Origin of the sequence: Prevotella sp. C561 (genome assembly GCF_000224595.1) — a bacterium.
Taxonomy (GTDB): Bacteria; Bacteroidota; Bacteroidia; order Bacteroidales; family Bacteroidaceae; genus Prevotella; species Prevotella jejuni.
Map to the genome: position 1 here is coordinate 256,811 of NZ_JH114141.1, position 12,401 is coordinate 269,211.

At 41.6% G+C, this 12,401-nt stretch carries 8 protein-coding genes; 2 read left to right on the top strand and 6 right to left on the bottom strand.

The window, feature by feature from the left end:
- Positions 1 to 242 precede the first annotated feature (242 nt).
- A complete protein-coding gene (locus HMPREF0666_RS03845; RefSeq protein WP_042855983.1) occupies positions 243 to 1,799 on the bottom strand; it encodes a DUF6377 domain-containing protein in 1,557 nt (518 codons plus the stop codon).
- A 241-nt stretch (positions 1,800 to 2,040) separates the two neighbouring features.
- Positions 2,041 to 4,179, bottom strand: coding sequence for a glycoside hydrolase family 97 protein (locus tag HMPREF0666_RS03850; protein WP_009011011.1), 2,139 nt, complete (start codon positions 4,177 to 4,179; stop codon positions 2,041 to 2,043).
- A 252-nt stretch (positions 4,180 to 4,431) separates the two neighbouring features.
- Here HMPREF0666_RS03850 and HMPREF0666_RS03855 point away from each other — a divergent pair, with 252 nt between their 5' ends.
- Positions 4,432 to 6,102 carry a DUF6377 domain-containing protein gene (locus HMPREF0666_RS03855; RefSeq protein ID WP_042855958.1) on the top strand — a complete coding sequence of 557 codons (1,671 nt, stop codon included), beginning with the start codon at positions 4,432 to 4,434 and terminating at the stop codon, positions 6,100 to 6,102.
- Between the two features lie 784 nt (positions 6,103 to 6,886).
- The gene (locus tag HMPREF0666_RS03860; protein ID WP_042855984.1) at positions 6,887 to 7,441 is read left to right on the top strand and encodes a DUF3332 domain-containing protein; all 555 of its coding nucleotides are present in this window, start codon (positions 6,887 to 6,889) and stop codon (positions 7,439 to 7,441) included.
- Between the two features lie 584 nt (positions 7,442 to 8,025).
- Here the strand turns inward: HMPREF0666_RS03860 and HMPREF0666_RS03865 are convergent.
- The 4 genes from HMPREF0666_RS03865 to HMPREF0666_RS03880 form a co-directional block, all read right to left on the bottom strand.
- Complete coding sequence (locus tag HMPREF0666_RS03865; protein WP_009011014.1) at positions 8,026 to 8,490, bottom strand: copper resistance protein NlpE N-terminal domain-containing protein; 465 nt, start codon at positions 8,488 to 8,490, stop codon at positions 8,026 to 8,028.
- Between the two features lie 114 nt (positions 8,491 to 8,604).
- Entirely contained in the window at positions 8,605 to 9,069 is a 465-nt protein-coding gene (locus HMPREF0666_RS03870; RefSeq protein WP_009011015.1) for a DUF4625 domain-containing protein, read from the bottom strand.
- Positions 9,070 to 9,271: 202 nt separating this feature from the next.
- Complete coding sequence (locus tag HMPREF0666_RS03875) at positions 9,272 to 10,009, bottom strand: DUF4625 domain-containing protein (protein ID WP_042855959.1); 738 nt, start codon at positions 10,007 to 10,009, stop codon at positions 9,272 to 9,274.
- 196 nt (positions 10,010 to 10,205) lie between these two features.
- Positions 10,206 to 12,362, bottom strand: a complete 2,157-nt coding sequence (locus HMPREF0666_RS03880) for a TonB-dependent receptor (RefSeq protein WP_009011017.1) — start codon at positions 12,360 to 12,362, stop codon at positions 10,206 to 10,208.
- Positions 12,363 to 12,401 lie beyond the last annotated feature (39 nt).

Sequence of the window (12,401 nt, forward strand, 5' to 3'; positions counted from 1 at the left end):
AAATTACAATGCCATTAATCTACCGTTCTTACCATGTTTACTCAATGTATTAGTGCCTTTTGCCCAAACTATTGAAACTTGTCATGTACGGGAATAACTGTAGGATTAAAGGAATAAATTATCCCTTTGCAACTCGATAAAAGGGACAAAAAGAAACGTGCGACAGCCCAATGTACAAGACATTGGACTGTCGCACGAGGTATGACTTTTGCCTTATAAATAAAAGTAGGAAGTGTCTTCTACTATAGTTTTAGCACCATTTCATCGAAGGTATCGGGATTGATTGACTTCAGACGGACACGTGAACGATAAGCATAAACCGTTGCCTTTGAACAACGAAGGAAAGAACAGATTAGCTCGTTCTCGTTTACTCCAAGTCGGATAAGCGCAAAGATGCGAAGATCAGTAGACAGATGACCAGGCTGTTTAGGGACTATCTGTTCCTCTGGCTTGAGTAACGCGTTGAAGTCGGACACGAAGTTAGGGAAAAGACCAAGGAAGGTCTCATCGAAACTGGCGTAGAAAGAATCCAACTCACGGTCGATCACCTCTTGTGACTTTAATGTGTTGAGCAGTTCAGTACGCTTATTTCCAGTGACAAGGCGGTAGATCTGTTTGCGATAACTGTCTAATTTGTCGATATAATCAGAACACTGAGTAAGGAAGCGTGTGATATATTCGTCTTTAATATGATTTGACTCCTTCAACATCTCATTAGTGTTTGAGAGTCGAGCACGGATGGCACGAAGCTCTATAATACGGCGACGAATATAGATAATCATCATGAGAAGGAAGATTGACAACAGACTAATCAACACAAGAGAGACAGTAAGACGGAGTGTGCGGCTCTTTGCCTCACGTTCATGCGACTTAACAATAACAGGCCAGATATCTGACATTGCTATCGTACGTTGGCGTGCGTTGCAGAAGACAGCATCGTTCATAGCCTTATCCATATAGGCGTATGCACGTTTGGTATCGCCCTCTTCAAAGAGGATGACAGCCAACTGCTGGAGCGCAAGATACTCCTTTACCGAGTTGCGAATATCAGAGATAGACGCAGCGATAAGGTACTGTTTCTCAGCCTCAAGATTCTTTTCTTTACCGTAGATATCGGCAAGCGATATGGCAATAAAAGCCGTCTGGCGATCGCCCAGAGCGTGTTGGCGATAGGCATCGAGGAGGATTTTCTTAGCTTGCTCATACTGTTGGCGATTGACAAGTTGCTCAGCACGCGACCAAATATCGGGCGAAGCGTTGTTGTCAACGACTGAGTCGTTGCAAAGCTTCTCCATTCTCTTATATTGTCGCTTCTGCCATGAGGTCAACGAAGCGTCAGCAAGCGTACGATAGAGGGTTTTGCGGGTGGAAAAGTAATAGAATGACAACTCATTACCGATTTCTTTTCGAGGAATAGAGTTAACGATGTCGTTAGCTTCCAAGAGCTGACCACCTCGGATAAAGAGGTAGGCAAGGTTAAGTTTGGCGTCGTTGATTTTATGTTTATCCCCCATCTGTTTAGCGATTTTCTGCTTATTAAGCGCATAGACAATGGCAGAGTCGACTGAATAAGAGGTATAAAGATTGAATAGCTTATCAGAGAGTTCGTAACGAGCCTGATTGGTTCGTGCATCATGAAGTTGCTTCTTCACGCTACGGATATAGTCTTCAAACTTCTTATCATAGCGGGGGGACATGGCTATCTCATGGTCGAGATCGTCAAGAGTGAGTATTTGGTTCTGTGCCTTCGTCAGTAAAGACGTACATAACATGATACAGATGCTTACGATTATTCTCATTCGTTTCATTATCATTTGGGATATAATGTCATTGTATATAATAACGTCTTTATAAAGACTTTTAGTATGTAATAGTGCAAGTAAGTTGGTGCTTAGTATAAGAGGCATAATAAGCCACAGAGAGACGTTAGGCATCTATCGGAGTAGATAACACTCTGATGACATGGATACTTACGTTTCTCTGTGGCTTTATCATTTATTGTTTCATCTGTATCGGTAGTTACCGATAATTAAATTCATCCTAAAGTGCTTTCAAGCTGATGGCGAAACCACCTCCACGCACCTCTTGAAGCTTGAGTACATCACCCTTCTTAACAGTGCGCTTGGTAATAGTGTAGGCCTTTGGATTCTTCTCGTAATCAGCGTCCTTAGCGTCAGCATAGATGGTAGCCTCGTACTTTCTGCCCTTATCAAGGAAGTCGAGTTTGAGGATACTAAGGTGGGGTGCGATACCAGTCTTACCTCCTACAAACCAGTTGTTAGTACCTTTCGCCTTACGAGCAACGGTAACGTAGCGCGCAGGCTCGGCCTCAAGATAACGGCTGTCATCCCAGTCAACGGCTACATCCTTAATGAACTGGAAGGCATCATTATACTTCTGATAGTTCTCAGGGAGGTCGGCAGCCATCTGAAGTGGACTATACATTGTTAGATAAAGCGCAAGCTGACCTACGAGGGTTGTGTGAACATAGCTCTTATTATTGCACCATGTAGAGAGTTGAGTCTCAAGAATACCAGGGGTATAGTCCATTGGTCCACCTTGAAGACGGGTGAATGGAAGAATGACAGTATGGTTAGGATCACTTCCTCCAAATGCTTCGTATTCTGTTCCACGTGCTGACTCGTTACCGACAAGGTTTGGCCATGTACGGCAGAGGCCAGTTGGACGTGTTGCTTCATGCCCATTCACCATAATATGATGCTTAGCTGCTTCCTTAATAACATGTAGGTAGTGGTTGTTCATTGACTGTGAATAGTGATGGTCGCCACGTGGGATAATATCGCCTACATAGCCAGTCTTCACAGCATCGTAGCCATACTTATTCATCAAATTGAAGGCTTCCTCCATGTGACGCTCATAGTTCTGAGTACTTGAAGAGGTCTCGTGATGCATCATCAACTTTACGCCCTTAGAGTGAGCATACTCATTCAAGGCCTTGATATCAAAGTCCGGATAAGGAGTAACAAAGTCGAACACATAGTCCTTCCAGTGGCCGAACCAGTCTTCCCAACCGATATTCCAACCCTCAACCAATACTTGGTCTAAGCCGTTAGCAGCTGCGAAATCAATGTATTTCTTTACGTTTTCGGTATTAGCAGAGTGATGTCCGTTAGGCTTAGCATGGGCATAATCAGTCTGACCAAGCTTCACTGAACTAAATTCATCAGTATAAGCCCAAGACTTACCACCAGCTATCATCTCCCACCAAACGCCACAGTACTTAGTAGGATGTATCCATGACGTGTCTTCAATCTTACATGGTTCGTTGAGATTAAGGATGAGATTATTTGCAAGCATATCACGTGCATCATCGCTGACCATCACCGTACGCCATGGAGTCTCGCATGGAGTCTGCATGAAACCCTTTCGTCCTGTAGCGTCAGGAGTAAGCCATGACTCAAAGGTCATGGTTTTGTCGTCTAAATTCAGATGCATTGTAGCATAGTTAGCACATGCTGCTTCATGAATGTTAATGTAGAGTCCGTCAGCAGACTTCATCTGTAAAGAGGTCTGAACACCTGTTTCTGAGAAGACAGCAACAGATGAGTTGCTCCAATTAACAGCGTCATGGAAACGCTTGCGGATTTCGGATAGCTTTGATTCCTGCGTCTCCTGCTCCTGCGTGTCATAGTCTCCAGGAAGCCACCATGCTGTATGGTCGCCTGCCATAGCAAACTGTGTATGCTCCTCTTTGATAACGAAGTAGTTCAGTTCTGGCTGTTGTGGGAACTCGTAACGAAGGCCCATTCCGTCGTCATAGACCCGGAAACGGATTACTATGTTACGTTTGCTGCTTGGCTGATTGAGGTCTACTTCCAACTCATTATAATGGTTGCGAATAGTAGCAGTTTCTCCCCAAACAGGTTTCCAAGTCTCATCAAAGGTCGTAGTCTTGGTTCCTGTCTTCTCAAAACCATCCATTAAGCTGGTTTCATCCATCCCTTTACTGGCATGCTTGTCCTTTGCCAATTCTAAACCTAAGTGTGAAGGCTTAACGACAGCCTTACCCTTATAAGTCATCTCATAGGTTGGCACGCCATTTCCCGTTAGTGAGAACGTCACAGCAACATTACCATTTGGAGACTTAACTGTCTGCGCATTCGTAATACTTGCCCACCCCATTAAAAGCCCAATAAGGGCAATATTGGTTTTCTTCATTGTTTTGTTTAAGTATGTTGGTTATTATTTCTTTGATTAAGGATTGTAAGTTTTTAGCTTACTGATAGATGCAAAGTTAGCAAAAAAGCCTAAAATAAAATGCAATAGTAGTGTTTAAGTAGATTTAAGAAACGGCATATACAAGATAAAGAACTTATTATCAATTATTTAATAAGTTGCTATAATTTATTTAAGTAGATAGCTTTTAATTCCAATGAAAGTATTATCTTTGCATTGAATAGCGTTTTAGTAATGAGAAAACTATTATTATATGTACTTTTGCTGTTACTCCCTACGACAACATTTGCAGGTAGTAACGCTGAACAACTACGTCAGAAATTAGACAAGCTATTGGCCCAAAGGAATTCACTTATCAATGCTAAGTACAAAGATATCAAACGGTTAAAAAAGTATCTCACGACTAATGGTAATGCTATTAACCATCTTCAAACCTACGAACAACTCTATGAAGAGTACTATGTCTTTCAGTTTGACTCTGCAATGACTTATCTTGATAAGGGTATTCAACTGTCTCGACAAATAAAGAACAGCTACTACTATAATACTAATGTTATACGAAAGGCTGAGTTACTGTCTATTGGTGGCCTTTATAGTGAGGCTGTTCACGAGATTGAACAAGTAGATACTACGCTTCTTGATAGGCCTCAACGCTTTGAATACTATTTCTCTCTCTTCCGTATATACACCTATTGGGCAGACTTCTGTAACGATAAGACATATACTCCAACATACCGAGAAAGAGCAAAGAACTACCTTAAGAAGGCTATGCCTTACTGCGATGAAACCGCTAAAAGTTATGAGTATTACTGCGGTGAATACGCTGTTTTTGTCCTAAACAATCACATGGAGGCACGTGCTCATTACCTTAAAGCAATAAAGCAACTACCGTCGTCTTCACGTTACTATGCGATGGCTTGCTTTGCACTCTCGGGTAACTACGGTAGTGAAGGGGATACTGAGAAACAGGAGGAATACCTCTTATTGTCGAGTATTGGGGATATGGAGAACTGCACAATGGAGAACTTTGCACTGCAAAACCTTGCCATGTATATCTTTGAACATAATAAGGACGAACTCGACCGAGCGCAACAATACATACAGACTGCCCTTGAGGATGCTCGTTTCTATAATAACAGACTTCGTATAATAGAGATTTCAAGTAAGTTACCTGCCATTGTTAGCAGTTATCAACAGACGCTTAACCAGCGGAATAAAGTGCAGATGACGGCCATCATTGTTATTTCACTATTACTTCTCTTCCTACTTTTTGCGGTCGTATATATCGTAAAACAGACCAAACGACTTAGCCTTCAACAGCAAAAGTTACAACTGAATAATAATCAACTATCCAATCTCAACACACAGCAAAAACAGCTGAATACACAACTACACGACCTTAATGCTTTGCTTGTAGACACCAATCGAAAGCGCGAAAGATTGGCGAAGTTGTATATTGACCTTTGTGCTAAATATATTGCAAGACTAAAGAAACAACAGACATTGGTCAAGAGGAAGATAAAAGCCAACCAAACTACAGAATTGCTTAGTCAGCTCTCCTCTGAGCGACTCTCAGAGGAAGACGCTGCTACATTCCTGTCTCGTTTCGACAAAGCATTCCTTGATCTCTATCCAGACTTTACTGAAGAACTTAATAACTTACTCTTACCTGATGGCAAAATTCAGAACAAAAGCAATGATGGACTTACCACCGAGCAACGCATTATGGCCTTAATCAGATTGGGCGTAAAGGAGAGCTCTGAGATAGCCGACCTCCTTTTCTATTCTCCACAGACCATCTATAACTACCGTTCAGTACTTAAAGGGAAAGCTGTAAACAAAGAGACTTTTGAAGAAGAGGTAATGACCTTGTGTCGTGTCATTGGTAAATCGAATACCAACTAACTCAAAACAGGAGTTAAGAACAGCCTTTGCTATGTCAATAAAATGGTTCTTCCGTTAAATGTGTGGACGCTTTTCGTAGTGCTTTAACGTAAGAGCCAAAGTTACTCATTAAACAAAAGTATAGCTGAGACAGTCAACTATCTATTCTATTTTCATCCTCTTTCATTGAAAATCTTTATATTTTAAGACTTCGAAAATCTGCAGACAAGGTTTGAAAAATCATTACATAATTTCAAGGAAAATACCTATAACTAACGACAAAAATACACACATGAAGCAGGTTTGCAATCAACAGGATATCAATTAGTTACCAGGTATAAAGTAAAAGGTGCTTAGTTGGACTTCAAAAGGGCGTTAGTAAGGGTCTTAAAGAGCATCTTTTGCAACCCAAAAGGGCGTCTTTTAGAAGCCAAAAGAGCATGTGTTGGATTTGAGCTGTACAAAAATAGTTTACAAACATGATTTAATAAGGGAATAAGCAGGTTATAGATGACAGATTGGCATCACGCCTAATTACATTTATCATATAGTTTACCCCCCCTTATAAAACAATCTTATTGGCGGTAAGCTTACCATGTATGTATATTAATCTCATTCTATTAACGATCTACGCATTTAACGGAAGAACCAATAAAATTAACGAATCAAGTTAAAAACCACAAACTTTCAATAGCATAAAATAAATTAATCACTTAATAGAAATAAGTGTGCTACTTTTGTATTCATAATTAAGTCGCTCAGTGATAAGTAGGTATATATTCACCAAAAAGACTATATGGAAAGTATGAAAACAAAAGGTTTTAAGTCAATGGTTGTCCTCTTGATTGGTGCAACACTCATGAGTTCATGCGTAGGGTCGTTTGCTTTGTTCAATAAACTTGCTCATTGGAATAAGCGAGCAACCAAGTCTAAGTTCGTCAATGAGATTATCTTCATCGTTCTCACACCTGCCTACGCCTTCTGTGGAGTTGCTGATGCTGTCGTTTTGAACTCTATTGAGTTCTGGACAGGCGACAATCCCGTTGCTAACCAGGTTGGTAAGACACGTAACATCAAGGGTGATGATGGCTTGATATACGCTGTTAAGTATCTTGAGAACGGTTATCAGATAACAAAACCAGATGGTAGTGTATTCTACTTCACCTACAACAAGCAGGAGAACACATGGTACATGAATGCAGAAGGCAAAGAACAGAAGGTTATCCACTTTAACGGTGACGGTTCTGTAAAGGCTTTTCTCAATAATGGTTTGACTGCTGATGTAACGTTGGATGCCGCTGGTGTATATGAAGTACGTCAGCTGCAAGCAGGTACAAGCTACTTTATGGCAAGAAGATAAACTATCGTTTCCCATTCATCTTCTCCTTTGTTACGATAAAGGAGAGGGTGAAAGGGATAGATACGCATAATTAGTTTCCATGAAGAATACATCAATATAGCAACAAGACAGCCTACTGACAAAAGGTAGTAAACACGCTTGCTATAAGCAAATAACCAAATAGGGGCACAGACGTGTTCCTATTTTGCTTTTCTATGAAACAACTCCTAACAACATATTGTACATTTAGTATTTTCCAAAGAACAAACCTCTACATATTAGATATAAGTCTTCTCAGTAGACAATAACGACACTACCCAACCGACCTCACCATCGCCTACAATCATGCCATTGCCCCACACAAACGGTCTGAACACCAAACAAATTTCCCGTTAAACCCTACCACCTATCGTTTAGAGGATTAATTCAATTTCCCCCACACCTTATTATATATACAGTCTTACCTTAGAAAAGAGACATATAACCCCAAATAAGAATCCACCATATAATATAAACACCTCCACTCCACCCTACTAAAAAAGGGCTTGCACAAGGTATAACCCCCTTGGCAAGCCCCTTTATATTAATGTTTTGCTTACAGATCCTTACTTCAACTTCAAGTCGTAGTTCATATCCTTGGTATTTGTTGCAGGCTCTTCGAACTCGTCATTAACAAGACGGAGTGTAGAATCGTTCACAACAAGGAAATTTGTCTTGTTGCCCTTACCCAATTCAAACTGGTAGTAAGTATTCTTCTTGCCCTTAACATCCTTCTCAATAACCTGATACTTACCGTTATAGTTATAAACAGTATCAGCCTCAGAAGCAGATTTCATATAAGCCTCAGATACGCTGAAACCGTTTGAAGAATCCTTAGCCAAAGCCACACGATACTTGATACCAGCAACATCAGCAGCAGGTGTCAGGCCTTCGTAAACAGCAGAGTCGCCAGCAGCAGCAGTTGAGTCCTGTGCTGATGAGTCTGCACCCCCATTGTTTGCAGTAGTCTTGCCATTGTTACAAGCTACCATAGCTGCGCATGCAGCTACCATAAACATAATCTTTTTCATAATCATTTTAGTTTTATATGTAAACTCTAATTTAACTCTCGAGCTGCAAAGATATTGTATTTACAATTAAAAACAAGAATGTTTTAACCTTTATTTGTTCTTATCGTGCAAGTTTTACTTTATTTTTATCGCCATAGCACGTATCCCTTGTCCACCCTGCGAGTTCGTTGCTCTAATTACAAAATGATAATCTCCTGGTTGCGCATTAGCCGGGATGTAGATGCTTCGACGGGCGTCATAGTCTTTATTACCACGTGGGATAACAAAGTCCTGATTATAATAGAACGCATTCTTCTGAGGCTCTTTTTTTGCGTCTAAGGCGCATGTCTGTCCTTGTGTTCCGTGTGTATGGTGATCGAAGTTATTATGGATTTCAAGGTTATAACTACCTAACTCCTCATGACCAGTAATTCGATAGTGGAAGTAAATACTATCTCCACGGTTATACACTTGGCAGTCTACAGGATTAGCCGTTATACCTAAATCAGTAATAACTGGTACCTCTACGCTTTCTGTTGAGCAAGACACCATTCCAAGGAGGGCTGCTACAGCTGCTAAACTAAATAGAATCTTTTTCATAATGTGTGCTTTCTTGATTAATGCGTTAGGATTAATTCTGTTTCAATACTTTGTTTTCTTATCTTTAAGATTTAACCTACTTACAAGAAGACAATACCCTCTTGTCACTCACTTTGCTTGTTATGAACAAACAAGCTGAAGCACATCCCCTTATAAGTAGGTCCTCATTATTTATCAAGCATTTATCGTTTTCGTTTCTTACTTACTTAACGATAAAGTCCTCAATCTCCTCAGTAGTCTCGCGACCCTTAGTATCCTTCACTGTGAAATGGATGTGATAAGTACCAGGCTTACACTCAGCAGGGATAGTAACCTCCTGTGTGAAAGTAATGTTACCACTCTTTCCTTTGTAACCATCCACGTCTATCTCATGCTCTTTATCACCATGGAACTCTATCTCTATTTCGTCAATAGGGTCCTTGGTAACGATGTTTGCAGAGAAAGTAAGCTTACCATTCGCTGTTCCAGACATAGCATTCACCTTCAAATCAGAAATCTTTGGTGCATTAGGGTCTACCACCTTCTTCTGCAAATTTACCTTCTCTACAATGGTGTTGACGCCTCCCTGCTCGTTAGTAACCTTAATTGTGCAAGTGTAGACACCCTCAGCAAGTGTTTCAGGAAGGTCGAGATGCTCGTGGAAAGTAGTGTTGAGCACTCCAACATACTTGAGACTGTTGTAAACCTTCTCCACCTTATTATTCTCATCCTTGTAGAATGAGACGCTGACAGACTTTATCTTAGAACTTGACTGTATTTTACATTCCAAGTGGATGTCGTCGCCAATTGTGCCAACTTTGCTGTTGTCGTGTCCGATCTCTATTTCGCTAAAAGTGATACCACCGTTTGCAGGAGAATCATTATCGTCACTACATGAAGTAAGTGTCATTGCAAACACGCTCAAAAGCGCCATAGCGCCCATTAAAAGTTTCTTTTTCATTGTTTAATCTGTTTTTGATTGAAGCTTTCGCCTCGGTTTTCTATTATGTTGTTTATCTCATTCTTTACGTTGTGAAAGGATGACATGGGAGACAGTGTGTTGTTAGTCCGTCTCTCCATGTCTATCCAATCGAAGTCTCAGATTAGTGTATTTGATCAAGCATTTATATTGTTTTCGTTATTGAAGTTACTTTTCATCAGAACTCAAAGGTAGCCATCAGTGCCACGTTGCGGCCTGGCTCTGGCACATCTATGAGTCGATAGAAACTCGTGTGGTCGTAATACTTACGATTGAGGAGGTTCTCTGCGTTAAGACTCAGTCGTAACGTACGCTCACCAAAGGCAAAGTCTTTCCCCGCAGTGAGGTTCAACGTGTAGTAACCCGGCGTCGGTTTCTCTGGCGGAACTATGTTGTTTTGTCTACCAGTGACGTGCATGTTCATTGCGACAAAGCCTTCATTACCTACGTTCTTACGACAGAAGGCATAACGAAGGGTAGCATCTGCCGACCAAGGAGTGCTGAATGGGAGTGTATAACCCTTCTTTTCGCCTGATAACTGTTCTGCATATAGATATTCACCCTTGAACTCTGCACTCAATGAAGGTAGTATCTTCCAGTCTGCCTGTAGCTCAAAACCACAGCGGATAACCCTACTCTGCGTGTAATAATACCATTGCAAACCTTCATAATAGTTCGGTGTCGGATTCATATAGATGTAGTTTGGGAAATAGTTGAGATAGGGGTCGAACTGAATCGTTAGTCTATCGTTTCCCCAATGAATACCAGCATCCAACTGATAAGACTCCTCAGGGTTCAGATTAGGGTTGCCTTTCTCATATCGGAAGATGTGATAATTAACACCATCTGTGCCCAGCTCCTTTGGAATAGGTACTCGGAAGCTCTTTCCTATATTTGCTTTTAGAATCCAACCTGCCGTTGCGTAGTTGATACCAGCCGACCACGTGAGACTATTGAACGAACGACAGAGGTCCTGCGAACGTTCTTTATAAATGGTATCGGTGGCACTTACAGGCGTCTTAAACCAGTCGGTATAACTATGAATATTCGTCCTTACGTGGTCGTAACGTACACCAGCGTTTACAATCAGGTCTTTCTTAATTGTGTAACGGTCGAAGGCATACGCACCAAACGAGGTTGTCTCAAAGTCAGGAATGATAAAACCCCAGCCCGCACGACGGTTGTGTTGATACTCACCATTGACTCCTGCCGACAGACTATGGCGTTCGTTCAAGTCGTAACGTGTCATCAGATTGGCCGTGTAAGTATCTTTCTTGAACTCACGCTCCAGTGAGTTCGGTGGCGTAGGCATGTATCCATGTGCGATAGGTTCGGTTAGCTCCTTGCGGTGGTTGTTCTGATAGGCTAAATTTAACTCTAAAGCAAGCTGCCCTTCTTGGTAGACTGTATGACTCATCACCTTGAAGTGGTTCACACTCTGGTAAGGTAAGTCGATGTCTCGACGTGACTTATCATAGTCGATGCTCGACAGTCTCACCTCTAATCCATGTGCGTTTGCAAAGAAGCCACTCTTTGTGTAGGCATCCGACAGCTTGAGCTCGGTATGGAAATTAATACCCTTATAACCCAACGTCACACTCCCATCTCGTTCAAGACCAGCCGTATTGCGAAGGAGCTTGTCCTTCAATGGGATGTCGTAAGAGAAGTACTGAATGCTATTCGTTGGCACTCTGTAATCGGCATAGTCGATAAGTGTTGCGTTAGCCTTCCAATAGAAGCCCCCTGTGATACCCTGTAAGCGAGCCGACAGACCAACTGATTCATTGTTGCTACGGCCGAAGAGCGACACAGCCCCTTGGAATTTCTTCGTCGGAATATAGTTGCTATAGAGGTTAATCACGCCGCCAATGGCATCTGAACCATAGAGTAACGCTGCCGGACCCTTGACAACATCAATGTGGTCGATGGCAAACTGGTCTATTTCCAACCCATGGTCGTCGCCCCACTGTTGCCCTTCATGCTTGATACCATCCTCGGTTACAACCATACGATTAAATCCCAAACCACGTATCGTTGGCTTTGATTGACCCGAACCAATACTCATTGCCTTTACACCAGGGATGCCCCTAAGGCTCTGCATCAAACTTCCTGAGAAGTTATTCTGTAGGAACTCTTTGCCAATACTTATCGTATTGACTGATGATCTCATCTGAATGTCTTTCTGTCTGTTGCCCAATACGGTCAGATCTTGCATAACAATACTACTGTCAACGCCTACTTCAAGCGGTGCTGAAGGTGCTTTTGACGTGCGATTGTCTGCCAAGGCTGTCATGCACACAGGAGAAAGAACAAAAGCTAATAAAGCCTTATTCATTTCCAATTGTTGTTGAATGTTGATAAAATTATGGTATGT

Excerpts from the sequence above, each read along its gene's own strand:
- HMPREF0666_RS03845 (WP_042855983.1), bottom strand. The coding sequence starts at position 1,799 with ATGAGAATAATCGTAAGCATCTGTATCATGTTATGTACGTCTTTACTG.
- HMPREF0666_RS03850 (WP_009011011.1), bottom strand. The coding sequence starts at position 4,179 with ATGAAGAAAACCAATATTGCCCTTATTGGGCTTTTAATGGGGTGGGCA.
- HMPREF0666_RS03855 (WP_042855958.1), top strand. The coding sequence starts at position 4,432 with ATGAGAAAACTATTATTATATGTACTTTTGCTGTTACTCCCTACGACA.
- HMPREF0666_RS03860 (WP_042855984.1), top strand. The coding sequence starts at position 6,887 with ATGAAAACAAAAGGTTTTAAGTCAATGGTTGTCCTCTTGATTGGTGCA.
- HMPREF0666_RS03865 (WP_009011014.1), bottom strand. The coding sequence starts at position 8,490 with ATGAAAAAGATTATGTTTATGGTAGCTGCATGCGCAGCTATGGTAGCT.
- HMPREF0666_RS03870 (WP_009011015.1), bottom strand. The coding sequence starts at position 9,069 with ATGAAAAAGATTCTATTTAGTTTAGCAGCTGTAGCAGCCCTCCTTGGA.
- HMPREF0666_RS03875 (WP_042855959.1), bottom strand. The coding sequence starts at position 10,009 with ATGAAAAAGAAACTTTTAATGGGCGCTATGGCGCTTTTGAGCGTGTTT.
- HMPREF0666_RS03880 (WP_009011017.1), bottom strand. The coding sequence starts at position 12,362 with ATGAATAAGGCTTTATTAGCTTTTGTTCTTTCTCCTGTGTGCATGACA.